The 17,660-nt window shown below is 65.8% G+C and carries 18 protein-coding genes; 6 read left to right on the forward strand and 12 right to left on the reverse strand.

Annotated elements, in window-relative coordinates:
• Positions 1-186 precede the first annotated feature (186 nt).
• Entirely contained in the window at positions 187-1,095 is a 909-nt protein-coding gene (locus IPU70_RS13980) for an ABC transporter permease (RefSeq protein WP_207468031.1), read from the reverse strand.
• Positions 1,092-1,847, reverse strand: coding sequence for a cell division ATP-binding protein FtsE (locus tag IPU70_RS13985; RefSeq protein WP_207468033.1), 756 nt, complete (start codon positions 1,845-1,847; stop codon positions 1,092-1,094). Before IPU70_RS13985 ends, IPU70_RS13980 begins: the two co-directional genes overlap by 4 nt.
• Positions 1,848-2,136: 289 nt before the next feature.
• Here IPU70_RS13985 and IPU70_RS13990 point away from each other — a divergent pair, with 289 nt between their 5' ends.
• The 6 genes from IPU70_RS13990 to IPU70_RS14015 all read left to right on the forward strand — a co-directional run bounded on the left by IPU70_RS13990 (position 2,137) and on the right by IPU70_RS14015 (position 8,400).
• A complete protein-coding gene (locus tag IPU70_RS13990; protein WP_207468035.1) occupies positions 2,137-3,153 on the forward strand; it encodes an amino acid ABC transporter substrate-binding protein in 1,017 nt (338 codons plus the stop codon).
• A 131-nt stretch (positions 3,154-3,284) separates the two neighbouring features.
• Positions 3,285-4,475 (forward strand): amino acid ABC transporter permease, encoded by a 1,191-nt coding sequence (locus IPU70_RS13995; protein WP_207468037.1) that lies wholly within the window; start codon positions 3,285-3,287, stop codon positions 4,473-4,475.
• A 1-nt stretch (position 4,476) separates the two neighbouring features.
• Complete coding sequence (locus IPU70_RS14000; RefSeq protein ID WP_207468039.1) at positions 4,477-5,577, forward strand: amino acid ABC transporter permease; 1,101 nt, start codon at positions 4,477-4,479, stop codon at positions 5,575-5,577.
• 60 nt (positions 5,578-5,637) lie between these two features.
• Complete coding sequence (locus IPU70_RS14005; protein WP_173144228.1) at positions 5,638-6,378, forward strand: amino acid ABC transporter ATP-binding protein; 741 nt, start codon at positions 5,638-5,640, stop codon at positions 6,376-6,378.
• A gap of 205 nt (positions 6,379-6,583) precedes the next feature.
• Complete coding sequence (locus tag IPU70_RS14010) at positions 6,584-7,600, forward strand: tripartite tricarboxylate transporter substrate binding protein (RefSeq protein WP_207468041.1); 1,017 nt, start codon at positions 6,584-6,586, stop codon at positions 7,598-7,600.
• A gap of 437 nt (positions 7,601-8,037) precedes the next feature.
• Complete coding sequence (locus tag IPU70_RS14015; protein WP_207468043.1) at positions 8,038-8,400, forward strand: glyoxalase superfamily protein; 363 nt, start codon at positions 8,038-8,040, stop codon at positions 8,398-8,400.
• 14 nt (positions 8,401-8,414) lie between these two features.
• Here the strand turns inward: IPU70_RS14015 and IPU70_RS14020 are convergent, their stop codons facing one another.
• The 10 genes from IPU70_RS14020 to maiA form a co-directional block, all read right to left on the reverse strand.
• Positions 8,415-9,107, reverse strand: coding sequence for an ABC transporter ATP-binding protein (locus IPU70_RS14020; protein ID WP_207468045.1), 693 nt, complete (start codon positions 9,105-9,107; stop codon positions 8,415-8,417).
• Entirely contained in the window at positions 9,107-9,859 is a 753-nt protein-coding gene (locus IPU70_RS14025; RefSeq protein ID WP_207468047.1) for an ABC transporter ATP-binding protein, read from the reverse strand. Before IPU70_RS14025 ends, IPU70_RS14020 begins: the two co-directional genes overlap by 1 nt.
• Entirely contained in the window at positions 9,852-10,820 is a 969-nt protein-coding gene (locus IPU70_RS14030) for a branched-chain amino acid ABC transporter permease (RefSeq protein ID WP_207468049.1), read from the reverse strand. The genes IPU70_RS14025 and IPU70_RS14030 overlap by 8 nt, the downstream gene beginning before the upstream one ends.
• An 11-nt stretch (positions 10,821-10,831) precedes the next feature.
• A complete protein-coding gene (locus IPU70_RS14035) occupies positions 10,832-11,746 on the reverse strand; it encodes a branched-chain amino acid ABC transporter permease (RefSeq protein WP_207468051.1) in 915 nt (304 codons plus the stop codon).
• A gap of 67 nt (positions 11,747-11,813) precedes the next feature.
• Positions 11,814-12,989 (reverse strand): ABC transporter substrate-binding protein, encoded by a 1,176-nt coding sequence (locus IPU70_RS14040; RefSeq protein WP_207468053.1) that lies wholly within the window; start codon positions 12,987-12,989, stop codon positions 11,814-11,816.
• A gap of 29 nt (positions 12,990-13,018) precedes the next feature.
• Complete coding sequence (locus tag IPU70_RS14045) at positions 13,019-14,230, reverse strand: 3-hydroxybenzoate 6-monooxygenase (RefSeq protein ID WP_207468055.1); 1,212 nt, start codon at positions 14,228-14,230, stop codon at positions 13,019-13,021.
• 18 nt (positions 14,231-14,248) lie between these two features.
• Positions 14,249-15,601 carry an FAD-dependent oxidoreductase gene (locus IPU70_RS14050; RefSeq protein ID WP_207468057.1) on the reverse strand — a complete coding sequence of 451 codons (1,353 nt, stop codon included), beginning with the start codon at positions 15,599-15,601 and terminating at the stop codon, positions 14,249-14,251.
• A 45-nt stretch (positions 15,602-15,646) separates the two neighbouring features.
• Positions 15,647-16,636 carry a tripartite tricarboxylate transporter substrate binding protein gene (locus IPU70_RS14055; RefSeq protein ID WP_207468059.1) on the reverse strand — a complete coding sequence of 330 codons (990 nt, stop codon included), beginning with the start codon at positions 16,634-16,636 and terminating at the stop codon, positions 15,647-15,649.
• Positions 16,629-17,012, reverse strand: a complete 384-nt coding sequence (locus IPU70_RS14060; protein ID WP_207468061.1) for a chorismate mutase — start codon at positions 17,010-17,012, stop codon at positions 16,629-16,631. Before IPU70_RS14060 ends, IPU70_RS14055 begins: the two co-directional genes overlap by 8 nt.
• On the reverse strand, positions 17,009-17,647 hold the full coding sequence (gene maiA, locus IPU70_RS14065; protein WP_207468063.1) for a maleylacetoacetate isomerase: 639 nt from the start codon (positions 17,645-17,647) through the stop codon (positions 17,009-17,011). The genes IPU70_RS14060 and maiA overlap by 4 nt, the downstream gene beginning before the upstream one ends.
• Positions 17,648-17,660 lie beyond the last annotated feature (13 nt).

The raw sequence follows: 17,660 nt of genomic DNA on the forward strand, positions 1-17,660 counted from the left end.
GCATACTCAAGCTTCCAGCGGGTGAACGGCTGTGTAACCGACGCAGGAATGTGTCCTGTTTTTGCCGCCCGGCCCATAGCCGGCCGCCCGCTGGCAGGCATGCAGGCATCCTACACAGGCGGGCGGAAGTCGTTCCCCGGATCACGGGGAGGAAGGGGCTTTATACGGAGCTTTAGGCGCGGCGCGTCAGAAACGCGTGCTGCGGGTAACCGACCACCGCGCCGACAGGGCGCCCAGGGCGGCCGAGGCGATTACCGCGCCGATCAGCACGGCCGGGCCGGGCAGGTGCAGGGCGAACTCGGCCCCGTAGCTGCGGGCCAGTCCGACCAGGGCGTCGTTCAGCGGCGACAGCGCGATCGCCGCCACGCCTATGGCCAGCAGCGAGGCCACCGCGCCGGACAGCGCGCCCAGGTACAGGAAGGGGCGCCGCACGAAGGATTCCGTGGCGCCCACCAGCCGGGCCACGCCGATTTCCTCGCGTTGCGAAAGCGCCTGCATGCGCACGGTGTTGAAGACGGTCGCCAGCACCACCACCGCCACGCAAGCGGCCAGGAAGCCCAGGCCGATGCGGGCAAAGCGCAGGATGGCCTCCAGGCGCTGCACCCAGGCGCTGTCCAGCTGCACCAGGTCGACATGGTTCCATTGCTTCCAGGACGCCGCCAGCTTGTCGGCCCGGCCGGCCAGGTTGTCGCCGTCGGCCAGCGTCACCACCACCGCATCCGGCAGCGGGTTGCCCGGCAGCACGGCCAGCGCCTGCTGCCACGCCGGGTTGGCGCGCAGATCCGCCAGGGCGTCCTCGCGGCCCACCACGCGCACGGCGCGGATGTCGTCCTTGTATTCGTCCTGGATGCGCTTGGCCACGTCCGCGGCGGCGCCCGAGGGGGCATCCACGCGCATGAAGACGGTGACTTCAGGGGTGACGGACATCTGGCGCGCCACCGGCTGGACCGAGACCAGGATGGCGCTGCCCAGCAGCGGCAGGGCCAAGGCCAGGGCCATGACCAGCAGGTTGGCCAGGGATGAGAACGGTTGCTTGATCAGGCGGCGCAGGGTGACCAGGAGCGCGTAGCGGTGTTGCCGCAGCCAGGCGTTCATGCGGACTCTCCCGGGTAGGCCCGGCCGGGCGCGGCGCCCGGCTGCCCGGTGCCGGCAAGTCCTGCGCCGGTCTCAGGCTGCGCCGTTCCGGCGCCCTGGGAGTCGGCGAACTTGCCCGGGTCGATGCGCAAGGTGCGGGTGGCGTAGCGCGCCATGAGGTCCTGGTCGTGCGAGGCGATCAGCGTGGTCACGCCGACGCGGTTGAAGTCGCGGAACACATTCATGATGCGCTGCGCGTTGTCGTGGTCGAGGTTGGCGGTGGGTTCGTCGGCGATCAGGATGGCGGGCCGGTTGACGATGGCCCGCGCGATCGCCAGGCGCTGCTGCTCGCCGCCGGACAGTTCGATCGGATTCAGGTCTTCCTTGCCGGACAGCCCCACCTTGTCCAGAGCGGCGCGGGCGCGCGCCGCGGCCGAGCCCCAGGCGTGGCCCGTGACCGCCAGCGGCAGCATGACATTTTCGAACGCTGTTCGATCGAACAGCAGGTGAGTGTCCTGCAGGATGACGCCCACGGCGCGGCGCAGGTACGGTCGGGCGCGGGCGGGCAGCTTGTCCAGCCGCTGGCCGTTGACCTGGATCGACCCCCGGCTGGCGGGCTCCAGCCCGCCGATCAGCTTGAGCAAAGTGGACTTGCCGGCGCCGGACGGCCCGGATACGAAAACGAACTCTCCCGCGCTCACGCGGAAGTTGATGTCGGCCAGGATATTGCGGCCGCGACCATATGATTTGAATACGTGCTGGAATTCGATCATGGCGGCTGTCAGATGAAGCCGCAATAGTAACTCGGGGACACTAAGGTGGCCTAAACCGCCTGGAGGAGGCGCGGATAAATCTTCAGGCGCAAGGTCTCCGGAAGCGTTTGTCCTGGCTCAAAGAGCGTCCCTTTTTTGTCGGGAAACAGCGTTTCATTTCATCCAGTGTCCCTATATTTCAAGGGAATTCCCGGATGCGCCGCGAGTGGCGCGGACGCTACCATCCGCCCCATACGTGGACCCAACCCGGCCTGCGTGCGACTTCGCTTTATCCCACACGGAGAACACGATGAAAGTACTGAAACTCGCTGCTGTCGGCGCCGCCCTGTTTGCTGCATCCGCGGCCGCCAATGCGGGCGCAACCTTCGATAACGTCAAGAAAAAAGGGTTTGTCCAGTGCGGGGTTTCGACGGGCATTCCGGGGTTCTCCATCGCTGACAGCAAGGGCGAATACAAGGGCATCGACGTCGATCTGTGCCGCGCCATCGCCTCGACCATGTTCGGCGACGCCACCAAGGTCAAGTTCACCCCGCTGAACACGCAGCAGCGCTTCACCGCCCTGCAATCCGGCGAAGTGGACGTCCTCACCCGCAACACCACCGTCACCCTGACGCGCGACACGACGCTGGGCCTGATCGGTGTGGGCGTGAACTACTACGACAGCCAGGGCGTCATGGTCTCCAAGGACCTGAACGTCAAGAGCGCCAAGGAACTGAACGGCGCCACCATCTGCGTGCAGCCTGGCACCACCACCGAACTGAACCTGGCTGACTGGTTCCGCGGCCAGAAGATCGAATTCAAGCCTGTCGTGATCGACAAGTACGACGAAATCATCCGCGCCTTCTCGGCCGGCCGCTGCGACGCCTTCACCACCGACAAGTCGCAACTGGCTTCCACTCGCACCACGCTCGAGAACCCGGACAAGTTCGTCATCCTGCCGGAAGACTTCTCCAAGGAGCCGCTGGGCCCCATGGTCCGCCAGGGCGACGAGCAATGGTTCAACATCGTGCGCTGGTCGCTCAACGCCATGCTCGAAGCCGAGGAATACGGCATCACCAAGGCCAACGTCGACGAAATGGCGAAGAGCCCCAACCCCAACATCCAGCGCATCCTGGGCGTGACCCCGGGCATGGGCAAGAACCTGGGCGTGGATGACAAGTGGGCCTACAACATCATCAAGAACGTGGGCAACTACGGTGAAAGCTTCGAAAACACGCTGCGCAAGAGCAGCGCGATGAAGCTGGAACGCGGCTTGAACGCTTCCTACAAGAATGGTGGCTTGATGTACGGCTGGCCGGTGCGCTAACACACGGCTGCCTGGAAAAACGGAGCCTGGCGCTCCGTTTTTCCTCTCCCGCCCGAGGGCGGGTGGCAGGAGTGGGTGGCGCGGCCTCGCCGGCTTCGCCGCCCGGTATTCCGACTTCTGTAGATTCACTCATGAATACTCCCAATAAAAGCGCGCCTGCATCGGCACCCCCCCGGCGTCTGAACTGGAACGATCCCGGGGTGCGCTCCGTGGTCTACCAGGTGCTGGCGCTGGCCGCGGTGGCCTGGGCCGTGTGGTTCCTGGTTTCAAACACGCTGCACAACCTGTCCGTGCGTAATATCGCCACGGGCTTCGGCTTCCTGCAACGCGAGGCCGGCTTCGCCATCGGCGAAACTCCCATCGCCTACAGCCCCTCCGACACATACGGCCGCGCCATCCTGGTCGGCCTGCTCAACACGCTGCGCGTGGCCGTCATCGGCATCGTGCTGGCGACGATACTCGGCACGCTCATCGGCATCGGCCGCCTGTCCAAGAACTGGCTGGTCGCCAAGATCACGTCGGTCTATGTCGAAGTGATGCGCAACGTGCCGCTGCTGCTGCAGCTGTTCTTCTGGTACGCGCTGATCACGGAAAACATGCCGGGTCCGCGCCAGGCGCACAATCCGTTGCCAGGCGTGTTCATCTCCAACCGCGGCCTGAAGGTGCCGGGGCTGGAAGGCAATTCGCTGGACTGGATGCTGGGCGGGTTGGGCCTGGCCATCGTGGCGATCATCTTCCTGGGCCACTGGGGCAAGAAACGCCAGGAGGCGACCGGCCGGGTGTTCCCGCTGGGCCGCGCCGCCATCGGCCTGCTCATCGGCCTGCCCATCATCGGCTGGCTGGCCAGCGGCGCCTCGCTGACCCTGGACATGCCGGAGCTCAAGGGCTTCAACTTCTCGGGCGGCCTGACCTTGTCGCCGGAGTTTGCTGCCTTGATGGCGGGCCTGGTGGTCTACACCTCGGCCTTCATCGCCGAAGTGGTGCGTTCGGGCATCCAGGCGGTCAATACTGGCCAGTGGGAAGCCGCCGGTTCGCTGGGCCTGCGCCGCAAGCAGGTGCTGCGCCTGGTGGTGCTGCCGCAGGCGCTGCGCGTGATCATCCCGCCGATGACCAGCCAGTACCTGAACCTGACCAAGAACAGCTCGCTGGCCGTGGCCATCGGCTACCCCGACATCGTGTCGGTGGTGAACACCACGCTGAACCAGACCGGCCAGGCCATCGAGGGCATTCTCATCATCATGGGCGCCTACCTCACGGTCAGCCTGTCGATTTCGATATTCATGAACTGGTACAACAAGCGCATCGCGCTGGTGGAGCGTTGATATGAGCAGTACTTCGCATATCCCCACCGAAGGGCTGCCGCCGCCCAGCACCCATGTGGGTTTCTGGGCATGGCTCAAGTCGCGCCTGTTTTCGTCGCCGCTGAACATCCTTATCACGGTACTGCTGGCCTGGTTCCTGCTGATGGCGGTGCCGGCGCTGGTGGAATGGGCCTTCATCAAGGCGAACTTCTCCGCGACCAACGCGCAGGAGTGCCGCGCTTCCGGCGGCGCCTGCTGGGCGTTCATCATCGAGAAGCACCGGCTGATCCTGTTCGGCACCTATCCGTTCGACGAGCAATGGCGTCCGCTGATCGCGACCGTCATCCTGGTGGCGGTGATCGTCTGCAGCGGCATCCGCCGCTTCTGGAACTGGAAGCTTGCTGTTATCTGGACCGTGGGCCTGACGGCCGTGGCGCTCCTGATGTGGGGCGGTGTGTTCGGCCTGTCCTACGTGGAAAATGCACGCTGGGGCGGCCTGCCGCTGACGCTGATTTTGTCCACGTTCGGCATCGCCTTCGCCTTTCCCATCGGCGTGCTGCTGGCTTTGGGCCGGCGCTCCAAGATGCCGGCCATCAAGGCGCTGTGCGTCGTGTACATCGAGCTGATCCGCGGCGTGCCGCTGATCAGCCTGCTGTTCATGTCCTCGGTGATGCTGCCGCTGTTCCTGCCGGAAGGTTTCTCCATCGACAAGCTGCTGCGCGCGCAGATCGCGATCATCATGTTCGCGGCGGCGTACATCGCCGAAACCGTGCGCGGCGGCCTGCAGGCGATCCCCAAGGGCCAGTACGAGGGCGCGGATTCGCTGGGCCTGAACTACTGGCAGCAGATGCGCAAGATCATCCTGCCGCAGGCGCTGAAGATCGTTATTCCTCCGCTGGTCAGCATCTTCATCGCGCTGTTCAAGGACACCTCGCTGGTGGTGATCATCGGCATCTTCGACCTGACGCTGGCGGCCAAGGCGGCCTTGTCCGACGCGGCATGGCGCGGATTCGGGGTGGAGGCGTACCTGTTCATTTCGCTCATCTACTTCGTCTTCTGCTTCTCCATGTCCAAATACAGCCAGGCGCTGGAAAAACGCCTGGCCACGGGGCACGCACGCTAGAACTTTGCAGCGCGTCCGCCTCGGGCGGGCGCGCACCGCGATACTTACGGGAGTACAGGCATGTCTGATGCCATCATCAAATTGCAGGACGTGAACAAGTGGTACGGCCAGTTCCACGTGCTGCGCAACATCAACCTGGACGTCGCGCCGGGTGAACGCATCGTGGTGTGCGGGCCGTCGGGCTCGGGCAAGTCCACCATGATCCGCTGCATCAACCGCCTGGAAGAGCACCAGAAGGGCCACATCATCGTGGACGGTACGGAGCTCACCAACGACCTCAAGCACATCGAGACCATCCGCAAGGACGTCGGCATGGTGTTCCAGCACTTCAACCTGTTCCCGCACCTGACGGTGCTGGAGAACCTGACGCTGGGCCCCATGTGGGTGCTGAAGAAGCCGCGCGCCGAAGCCGAGGCCACGGCCATGAAGTACCTGGAGCGCGTGCGCATCCCGGACCAGGCCAAGAAATTTCCCGGCCAGCTGTCGGGCGGCCAGCAGCAGCGCGTGGCGATCGCGCGCTCGCTGTGCATGAGCCCCAAGATCATGCTGTTCGATGAGCCGACTTCCGCGCTGGACCCGGAAATGGTCAAGGAAGTGCTGGACGTGATGGTCACCTTGGCCCAGGAAAGCGGCATGACCATGATCTGCGTGACACACGAAATGGGCTTCGCGCGCAAGGTCGCCAACCGCGTGATTTTTATGGACCGGGGCGAGATCATCGAGCAGAACAGCCCTGACGAGTTTTTCGACAATCCGCAGAACGAGCGGACCAAGCTGTTCCTGAGCCAGATCCTGCACTGACCAGAACAAGCACCTTCCGAACCGCACCCCAAAGGTTGGACGCCGATCCGACCTTTGGGGTGTTTTTCATGGGGCGGCCTGGCCTGCGGCGGCGGGTCTGTCGGGCAAACAGCCGGGGGTTCTGTTGGTATCTCTTTGTTACGCGATATTCCTCGCTGCGGTATGCTACTGACCGCTATTGATCCCAAGCGAGGAGAACAACATCATGACGCAGACCCCCCGCAGCGCTGTGCGCCGCGCCCTGTTGCAAGGCGCCGTGGCGCTGGCCGCCACCCTGCCTTTCGGCGCGCCCGCGCTGGCCCAGGCCACCGATTTCCCGACCAAGCCGCTGCGCTTTGTCGTGCCTTATCCGCCTGGCGGCCCGCTGGATACCATGGCCCGCATGCTGGCCGAGAAGGTGCGCGGTTCCCTGGGGCAACCGGTCATCGTGGAAAACCGTTCGGGCGCGGGCGGCAATATCGGCGCCGACCTGGTGGCCAAGGCGCCGGCCGACGGTTACACGCTGGTGATGGGCGCGGTTGCGACCCACGCCATCAATCCCTGGCTGTTCGCCAATTTGCCGTATGACCCGGTGAAGGATTTTGCGCCGGTGACCATCGTGGCTTCGGTGCCCAATGTGCTGGTGATGAACGTCGAGTTCGCGCAAAAGAACAAGATCGAGAAGCTGGCCGATCTGATCGACTACGCGAAGAAGAACCCGGGCAAGCTGAACTACGGTTCGGGCGGCAACGGCAGCGCTGGCCATCTGTCGGGCGAGCTGTTGAAGGCGCGCGCGGGGATCAATGTCGAGCACATTCCTTACCAGGGCGCGGCGCCTGCGCAATTGGCGCTGCTGTCGGGTCAGTCGGATTTCATGTTCGACAACCTGGCGGCTTCGGCGCCGCTGATCAAGGACGGCAAAGTGAAGGCGCTGGCCGTGACGACTGCCAAGCGTTCGTCGCTGCTGGCGGATGTGCCTACGGTGGAAGAGTCGGGGATCAAGGGCTTTGACCTGGGGACCTGGTTCGGGGTGTTCACGACGGGCGGCACGCCGGCGCCGGTGGTGGCCAAGCTGAACAAGGCTTACTCGGAGGCGATGCAGCAGGCAGATGTGAAGCAGCGCTTGCTGACGATGGGGTCTGAGGCTGCGCCGATGACGCCTGAGGCGTTTGCTGAATTCGTGAAGGGTGAGAAGGCGAAGTATCAGGAGATTGTGAAGATCTCGGGTGCTAGTTTGAATTGAGTTTCCTTGTCTGTTTTGATGGGCGTCTTGAGTTGCTTGCAGTATTGAGTTCTTGAGACGCCCGTCGCGTCGGCGGCCCGCGGTGTGCGGGGCTGCGATTGCGGTCCGGAGCGTTCGCTCCGGACTTCCCCTGCGTCATCCTCGTCCGCCTTCGGCTCCCTACGGATTCCCTCGGGCTTATCGACGCCCCGCACACCGCGGGCCGCCGACGCGACGGGCTCTGGCGGTTGAAACTTGACGTCAGCGGGGGCGATTGGCGTTCTTCTGGTTCTTGCCGATGTCTGTGTGGGGTGGCGTGTCTTGCGGGGCCCGCCCCAGGCCGGCCGCGCGGGCGGCCTTTTGGGGCTTATGCGGTGGCTTGCGTCGTGAGGGTGTGCGTCTTGCGGCGCGGCTTGTGATCTATGCTGAGAGTCCTTGCTTACTGACCAGGGGCCGTCATGCACCTACAAGCTGCCATTCCCATCCTGCGTATCTTCTCCGTGGAGAAGGCGCGCGAGTTCTATCTGGATTTCCTGGGGTTCGAGTGGGACTGGGAGCATCGCTTCGAGCCTGGCCTGCCGCTGTACGCGCAAGTGCATCGCGGTGACCTGGTGCTGCACCTGAGCGAGCACCATGGTGATGGCACGCCCGGATCCGCGGTGTTCGTGCGGATGCGGGGCGTGGACGAGTTCCAGGCCGAGGTAAACGCAAAGGGCTATGGCTATATGCGGCCGGGCGTGGAAGAGATGCCGTGGGGGCGGGTGATGGATGTCATTGATCCGTTCGGCAATCGGCTGAGCTTCTGCGAATCGTCCGACTAGACGCCCTAGACCCCCTATACGCCCAGATACCGCTGCGCCAGTTCCGGCTGCGCGGCGAGTTCCGCGGGGCTGCCTTGCCAGACGACGCGGCCTTTTTCGAGGACGTGGTGGCGGTCGACGAGCGTGGCCATTTCCTTCAGGTTCTTGTCTATCACCAGGATGGTCTGGCCTTCTTCCTTCAGGCGGCGCAGGCAGTTCCAGATTTCCTGGCGGATCAGCGGCGCCAAGCCTTCGGTGGCTTCGTCCAGGATGAGCAGGCGCGGGTTGATGAGCAGGGCGCGGCCGACGGCCAGCATTTGCTGTTCGCCGCCGGACAGGGTGCGGGCGGATTGGGCGCGGCGTTCCTTCAGGCGGGGGAACAGATCGAAGACGCGGCCCACATGCCAGCCCGCGCGGGTGTTGCGGGCGGTGGCGATCAGGTTTTCTTCCACCGATAGCGAACCGAAGACGCGGCGGCCCTCGGGTACCAGGCCTATGCCTAGCTGGGCGATGCGGTGCGGGGCCTGTCCCGCGATGGGCTGGCCGTCGAGCAGGATGCTGCCGCTTTGAGCGGGCAGCATGCCCATGATGGTTTTCACGGTAGTGGTCTTGCCCATGCCGTTGCGCCCGATCAGGGATACGACCTGTCGCGTGGCGATGTCCAGGTCCACGCCGAACAGCACCTTGCTGGCGCCGTAGCCGCCCTGCAGTTGTTTGACTTGCAGCATCAGTCCTCCTCGCCCAGATAGGCGGCGCGCACGTCGGGGTGATGGCGCACCTCGTCGGGCGTGCCGGTGTAGATGGTCTTGCCGTAGACCAGCACGGTGATGCGGTCGGCCAGCGCGAAGACGGCATCCATGTCGTGTTCGACCAGCAGGATGGCGTAGCGGCCCTTCAGCTCTTGCAGCAGTGCGGTCATGCGCTGCGATTCCTCGGCGCCCATGCCGGCCATGGGTTCGTCCAGCAGCAGCAGCGAAGCATCGAGCGATAGCGCCATCGCCAGTTCCAGCTGGCGCTTTTCGCCGTGCGCCAGTTCCGACACCCGCACGTGGGCGCGGCCGCCCAGGCCGACGCGCTCTAGCGCTTCTCTGGCGGGCTGCCGCAGCCGGGGCTGGCGGCGGGCGTTTTTCCACAGGTTGAAGCCGCCGGGGCTGTGCGCCTGCACTGCCATGGCGACATTGTCCTCGGCGGTGAAGGCGGGGTAGAGCTGGCTGATCTGGAACGAGCGCGCCAGCCCGGCCGCGGGCCGCTTGTGGGCGGGCATGCGGGTGATGTCATGGCCGTCGAGCAGGATGGCACCCGCGTCCGGCAGGATTTCGCCGCTGATCTGCGACAGCAGCGTGGTCTTGCCCGCGCCGTTGGGGCCGATGAGCGCGTGCAGTTCGCCGGGGCGGACCTGCAGGTTGACGCCCTGCGTCGCGCGTACGGCGCCGAAGGATTTCTGCAGTTCGCGGATTTCCAGCTTGGGGTGATCAGTCATGATGCTTGCCTCCCACCAGCCAGCCATAGACGCCGCGCTTGCCGAACAGCACCACCAGCACCAGCACGGGGCCCAGGATCAGCATCCAGTGTTCGGTCCAGGCGGTGGCGACCTGTTCCAGGCCCAGGTACACCGCCACGCCCAGCACCGGGCCGAAGATCGAGCCCATGCCGCCCAGGATCACCATGGCCATGAGTTCGCCGGACTTCTGCCATGCCGACATGTCGGGGCTGACGAAGAGCGCGTAGTTGGCCCATAGCGCTCCCGCCAGGCCGGTGCCCGCGGCCGACAGCACGAAGGCGGTAAGGCGGTAGCGCAGCGGCGCGAGGCCCAGTCCGATGCTGCGGCGCGGGTTCTGCTTGATGCTTTGCAGCGCCATGCCGAAGGGCGAGTTGACGATGCGGCGGCACGCCAGCACCCAGGCGGTCATCAGCGCCAGGCAGACGTAGTAGAAGGTGGTGGGGTTGTTCATGTCCAGGCCGGGCAGGGTATTGCGGGCGTCGATGGACAGGCCGTCGTCGCCGCCGTAGACCATCAGGCCGACCAGGATGAAGTACAGCATCTGCCCGAAGGCCAGCGTGATCATGATGAACTGCACACCCGAGGTGCGCAGCGACAGGAAGCCCACCACCAAGCCCGCCAGCGCGGCGCTGGCGACAGCCAGCGGCCACATCACCAGCGCGGCGTTGCTGCCGCTCCAGCCGAACAGCGTGTCGCCCTGGGCCAGGTGAAAGCCCGCGATGCCGATGACGTAGCCGCCCAGCCCGAAGAAGGCCGCATGGCCGAAGCTGACCATGGCGCCGTAGCCCAGGATCAGGTCCAGGCTGACGGCGGCGATGGCGTAGATGAGGAAGCGGGTCATCAGGTTGATCAGGAAGCTCTCGCCCGTGGCCGAGGCGATGGCCGGCACCAGGACGAATAGCAGCAGCCCGATCGTGTTGACGATGATTTTTCTGGTCATGGATATCGTTCCTATCGCTGCGCCGGCACCAGGCCGCGCGGCTTGAACAGCAGCACGATGGCCATCAGGATGTAGATGCTGGCCGAGACCAGGCTGGAGCTTGCCGAGTCCGACAGCTCCGGCGGCAGCAGCCGCGACATCCAGAACGGAATGTAGGCGCGGCCCAGCGCGTCGGTCATGCCTATCATCAGCGAACCCACCAGCGCGCCGCGCACCGAGCCCACGCCGCCCACCACGATGACCACGAAGGTGGTGATGAGGATGCGTTCGCCCATGCCGATTTCCACCGCCAGCAGCGGCGCCGCCATGACGCCCGCGAAGCCGCAGAGCAGGGCGCCCAACGTGAAGATCAAGGTGAACAGGCGCTGGATGTTCACGCCCAGCGCGTCGACCATCTCGCCATCGTCGGCGCCGGCGCGCACCAGCATGCCGACGCGCGTGCGGGAGATGAGCAGCCACAGCCCCAGCGCCACCAGCACGCCGGCGTCAATGAACGCCAGCCGCATCAGGGGATAGTTCAGCCCCGGCAAAATCTCCACGGAGCCCGACAGGAACGGCGGGATGTCCATGAAGGGCGGGCTGCGGCCGAACAGCACCGTGACCATCTCGTTGGTGAACAGCGTCAGACCCAGCGTGGCCAGCACTTGGTCCAGGTGGTCGCGGCGGTATAGATGGCGGATCACCAGCAGCTCCACCACCAGGCCGTAGAGCGCCGCGCCGGCCAGCGCCGCCAGCAGCGCAGCGACGAAAGAACCGGTAGCGGCGGCCGCGCTGGCGGCGCAGAACGCGCCGACCATGTAGAACGAGCCGTGCGTCAGGTTGATGACGTTCATGATGCCGAACACCAGCGTCAAACCGGCCGACAACAGGAACAGCAAAGCGCTGTACTGCAGGCCGTTGAGGACCTGCTCCAGGAACATCAGCATGGGGACTCCTTGTGGAGTGGGCCGGCAGCCGGCGGACTGCGCGCAATCCGCCGGGCGCGGCGCGGACTTACATCTTGCAGTCGACGGCGTGCACGTCGGTGTGATCGCGGGCGATGACTTTCAGGTTCTTGTAGACCAGCTTGCCGTCGGGGCCAGCCTCGATGTGCAGCAGGTACCAGTCCTGGATCGGATGCTGGTTGGGGCCGAACTTGAACTTGCCGCGCACGCTGGGAAAGTCGGCGCGGCGCAGCGCGTTGCGGAAGTCGTCGGCGCGGCCGGTGATGTCGCCATTCACGGCCTTCAGCGCCGAGCCGATCAGGTTGGCGGTGTCGTAAGCCTGCGCCGCATAGGCGGTGGGCGCGCGGTTATAGGCTTTGGTGAAGGCGTCGACGAAATGCTTGCTTTGCGGATTGTCGAGATCCGCGCTCCACAGCGAGCTCAGGTAGAAGCCCTTGCCTGCGTTGCCGGTCGCGGCCAGCATGCGGTCGTCCATCGAGTAGATGGGCGTGATCATGCGGATCTTGTCGGCCAGGCCGGAGTTGGCGAACTGCTTGGTCAGGTTAATGCCGGCGCCGCCCGGATGGAATTGGAAGATGGCGTCGGGATTGAGCGAGCGGATGCGCGCCAGCTCCACCGAGAAGTCGGCCTGTTCCAGCTTGGTGTAGATCTCGTCGGCGATCTCGCCCTTGTAGGTGCGCTTGAAGCCGGCGACGGCATCGCGTCCGGCCTGGTAGTTGGGCGCCATGATGACCACGCGCTTGGCGCCCAGTTCATTGGCGGCCAGGCCGGCGGTGTCGGCGTAGGAGTCGTTCTGGAACGCCACCGAGAAGTAGTTCGGGTTGCAGGCCTTGCCGGCGTAGTTGGAGGGGCCAGCGTTCAGGCTGACGTAGAATGCGCCGGCGTTCAGCACGGTTGGGCCGACGGCCGCCATGACGTTGGAGAAATTGATGCCGGTGAACAGCCGCACGCCGCCCTGCACCATCTTGTCGGCGATCTGCTTGGCGTTGGCGGGCTTGAGCGCGTCGTCCTCCACGCGCACATTGACCGGCACGCCGCCCAGCTTGCCGCCGCCTTCCTTCACGGCCAGCATGAAGGCGTCGCGCTCGTCTTCGCCGATGTAGCCGGCGGGCGTGGACAGGGTGCCGATGAAGCCGATGTCCACCGGCTTCTGCTGCGCGCCGGCCGCGAACGCGGCCAGCGCAAGCGTGAAGGCGGCGGCGCCGCGAATTGCGGTTTTTCTCATGGTTGTCTCCTTGGGTGCCTGCATTTTTTCTATTGAGAGGATTGCCCCGCGAGGCAGTTTTCCACCTTCCAACCGTACAGCCACTGCAACGCGTCGTAGAACTGGGACTGGCTGCGGCCGGTCCACAGCATGTTGCGCACGGTGCGTTCGACGCCCCGCGCGTGATACAGCCTGCCCATTTCCCGCGTCGACCACACCACCCGCGCGCTGCGCGGGATGCGGACGGATTCGTACAGGCGGAATGCGGCCTCCAGGTCGTGCCCGCAGTGCTTCACGGCCTCGCCCAGCGTCACTGCATCTTCCAGCGCCATGCAGGCGCCCTGGGCCATGTACTGCGTCATGGGATGCGCGGCATCGCCCAGGATGGTGACCCGGCCCTGGCCCCAGTGTTCCACGGGCTCGCGGTCGGCGGTGGCCCAACGCTTCCAGGACGTGGGGCGGTCCAGCATCTGGTGCGGACGCGGATGTATGCCTTGGAAGTAGGACAGCACCTCTTCCTTGCTGCCCTCGCGCACGCCCCATTCCTCCTGTTCGCGGCTATGGAAGGTCACCACCAGGTTGTATTGCTGGCCGCCGCGCAAGGGGTAGTGCACCAGATGGCAGTGCGGACCGGCCCACAGCACGGGGGCGTTGATGCGCAGTTCCTCGGGCATGTTGTCGCGCTCGACCACGGCGCGGTACACCACGTGGCCCGTCACGCGCGCGGGGTCGCCCACCATGCGTTCTCGGATCACGGATTTCACGCCGTCCGCGCCCACCACCGCGTCGGCGCGGTAGCGGTTGCCGTGCGTGTCGACCACTTCCACGCCCTGGTCGTCCTGCGACATGGAGGCGATCTGGGTAGAGGTGCGGAAGCTGATCAGCGGGTTCTGCTGCACGGCTTCCAGGATGGATAGATGGATGTCGGCGCGGTGGATCACGGCGTAGGGGCCGCCGAAGCGCTCGCGGAAGGCTACGCCCGTATCGATGCGCACCACTTCCTGGGCGTCGACCGCGTCCATCATGATGATGTGGTCGGTGAACACGGCGCGGCTGCGCGCGGTCTGGCCCACGCCCAGCGCGTCCAGCGCGGCGAAGGCATTGGGGCCGAGCTGGATGCCGGCGCCGATCTCGCCGATGTGGGCGGCCTGTTCCAGCAACTGCACCGCGATGCCTTGCCGGGTCAGCGCAAGTGCGGCGGCCAGGCCGCCTATGCCACCGCCCACCACGATCACCGATTTTCCTGTCTGCGTTGCGTTCATGTGTGGCCTCCGCGCCATTCAGTCCTGGCCGCCCAGGAACACGCCCTGCTTCACCAACTGCGTCTGCAGGGCGGGGATGGGTACGTCGCCCGGCGCGATGCCGGCGCGCAGCGCCATCGCGGCCGCCGTGCCTGCCGCCTCGCCCATGACGAAGCAACTGCCGCTGACGCGCGCGGCCGACTGGCCTTCATGCGTCATGGAGGCGCAGCGTCCGGCCACCAGCACGTTGCCGGCCACGCCCGGCGCGTGCCTGGGCACCATCATGCGGAACGGCAACTGGTTGTAGCCGCGCGATTCCGGAATCGGAGGCCAGAGCCATTGCACGTCGCCGGCCGTGTGCATTTCCAGTGGCCAGCCGTTGACGCCGATGCTGTCCGGAAAGTCGGCACAGCCCAGCACGTCGTCCTTGCTGAGGACGGCCTCGCCCACGATGCGACGGGTTTCTCGGATACCGAGTTGCGGCGCGATGTCCAGTACATAGGCGTGCTCGAAACCCGGCACCTTGGCGCGCAGGAAGGCGAGGTACTGCACGATCTGGCGGCGGCCTTCGAGCTCGCCAGCGGACAGGGAATTGGCGTCGGTGCCGTCGGCCGCGCTGCCGTCGGCGTTGGCCAGCTGGGTCACGTTGACCCGCCATTCATAATCATGCTTTTGCGGACGCACGATGGCGCCGCGGCGCGGGAAGGTGAATTCGCCGCTGGCCGCGGCCTGGTCCATCAGCTGCGGGATGGTCTTCCAGGCCTCCTGGGCGCGCGCGCCGTCGACGTTGCCGACCTTGAACATCAGCGTCGGATAGAGCATGCCGCCGTGCTCGTCGCCCTTCTCGAAGGGCAGGCCGCCCCACTGGGCGATGTCGGCGTCGCCCGAGCAATCGATGAAGATCCTGGCGCGCACCGCGCAGCGGCCGGACTTGGTTTCCAGGAACAGCGCGTCCACGCCGCCGTCCGCGCCGCGCGCTACGCCGGTAGCCAGGGCATGGAACAGCACCTGGGCGCCGCTGGCCTGGACCAGCCCGTCGGCGGCGCACTTGAAGGCCGAGATGTCGTAGGCCTGGGCGTGGATCTTGCCCAGGATCAGATGCGGATCGTTCAGCCCGTCCAGGGCGCGCATGCGGTCCAGCAACTCGTCCGTCATGCCGTGGACGACTTGCCGGATGTGGCCGCGGATGTTCGCATGCAGGCCGCAGAAGTTGGAAACGCCGGCCGCCGTGCCCATCCCTCCCAGGAAGCCATAGCGTTCCACCAGCAGCACGCTGGCGCCGTTGCGCGCGGCGCTGGCGGCGGCCAACAGGCCGGCGGGGCCGCCGCCCAGCACGACGACGTCATACTCGCCGTAGAGCGGGACCTGGCGGGCCGGTTCGGTGATGAGCATCCGATGTTCTCCTTGCTTGGATTGCGCCGCGCGGTTGGCTGTGGGTTACTGGCCCTTGATGCCCAGCTTCTTGATCAGCGGCTCCCAGCGCTTGAGCTCGTCGTCCATGTAGGCGCGGAACTCGGCGGGCGTGGTGGCGGCGGGATCCATGAACTGCGCTTGCAGGCGCTTGGTGACCTCGGGGTCGCGGATGGCCTGGATCAGCGCGTCGGACAGCTTCTTCTGGATGTCGGCCGGGACCTTGGACGAGATCACGAAACCGATCCACGCCGAGCCTTCGATGCCTTGCACGCCGACTTCGGCCAGCGTCGGGATCTCGGGCAGCAGCGCGGAGCGCTTGGACGAGGTGACGGCCAGCGCCTTCAAGCGTCCGTCCTTGACCATGGGCATGACGGCGATGGGCGGCAGCGCGGCGAACTGCGTGTCGCCGGACAGCAGCGAGGTCAGGGCGGCGGGCGACGAGGGATAGGGTACGTGGGTGGCGCGCGCGCCGGTCTGCTGCAGCATCAGTTCCACGGCCAGGTGCGACACCGTGCCGGCGCCGGTGGACGGGAAGTTGTACTTGTCCGAGTTCTTCTTCAGCGCGTCCAGCAATTGGCCGATGTTGGCTATGCCGGCCGAAGCCGGCACGACCAGCACGTTGGGCTGGTGCACGGCCAGCGTCAGCGGCGACAGGTCGGTGGCGGGTGCATAGGGCAGCTTGTCGAACAGCAGCGTGTTGTTGACCAGCGGGCCGGTGATGGACACGCCGAAGGTGTAGCCGTCGGGCTTGGCGTTGGCGATGGCAAAGGTGCCGATGTTGCCGCTGGCGCCCGGCTTGTTCTCGATGACGATGGTCTGGCCGAGGATGGCGCCGGCCTTCTCGCCGACGATGCGCGCTACTTGGTCGGGGCTGGAGCCAGGGCCGAAAGGCACGATGGCCTTGAGCGGCTGGGCCGGCCAGGCCTGCGCCTGCGCGGCTGCCAGCGGGGCCAGCGCGGCCAGTCCCAGGATCATTGCATGGACAGCGATGCGGCGCGCGTAGGGCTTATGCATGGGTGTCTCCCAGGTTCTTCATGGTGTTGAAGTAGGTTTGTTCGTTGGCGATGAAGGCAGCGACCATGGCGCGGTAGGTCGCGTCCACCACCTGGTCCAGATGGGCGAAGCCCTGGTTGTGGCGTTCGGCCAGCAAGCGCGCCTTTTCGAAGACCTGCGCCTGGCGGGCGGGGGCGCTCACCTGGAAGGCATCGCGCTTGAAGCGCGCGGCGTCCTTTACGTACATGGCGCGTTCGGCGATCAGGCGCACGATCTCGTCGTCCAGCCGGTCGATGTTGGCGCGCACGTCCGCCAGGTTGGCGCATAGGGGGCGGTAGGAGGGATCGGTATATTCGCGCAGCGGCGCGCCCTGGGTGTCGGGTTCCTGGTGGCTCACTTGGCGTAGTCCGGTTGCTGGGTGGGAGCGGCCTGCTGGAAGGCGGGCTGCGCATTGCAGTGTTCATAGACGCGCAGTGCGCGTGGGTAGGCGGACAGATCGCAGCCCATGCGCTGGGCGTTCGCTACCTGCGGCACCAGGCAGCAATCCGCCAGGGTGGGGGCGTCGCCGTAGCAATAGGCGCCGTGGCCGTGGCGCACCAACAGCGCTTCCACGGCCGTCATGCCCTCGCGTATCCAGTGGTGGTACCAGGCGTTCTTCTGTTCCTCGCTGGCGCCCAGCACGTCCTGCAGATAGCGCAGGATGCGCATGTTGTTGACTGGATGGATGTCGCAGGAGATGGCGTCGGACAGCTCCAGCACGCGGGCGCGCTCCAGCGTGCCGGCCGGGATCAGGCGCGGTTCCGGATGGGTGGCGTCCAGGTAGTCGATGATGGCCAGCGACTGCGACAGTTGGGTGTCGCCGTCGATCAGCAGGGGCACGCCTGCGGAAGGATTCTTGGCCACATAGTCCGCGGCGCGCTGTTCCTGCTTGCGCAGGTTCACGGGCAGATACTCGTAGGGCAGGCCCTTGAGCGCCAGCGCGATGCGCACGCGGTAGGAGGTCGAACTGTTGAAAAAGCTGTGCAGTTGCATGCGGTTTCCTGGC

Source organism: Achromobacter sp. SD115, assembly GCF_017355315.1.
In the GTDB taxonomy this organism is placed as follows: domain Bacteria; phylum Pseudomonadota; class Gammaproteobacteria; order Burkholderiales; family Burkholderiaceae_B; genus Achromobacter; species Achromobacter xylosoxidans_B.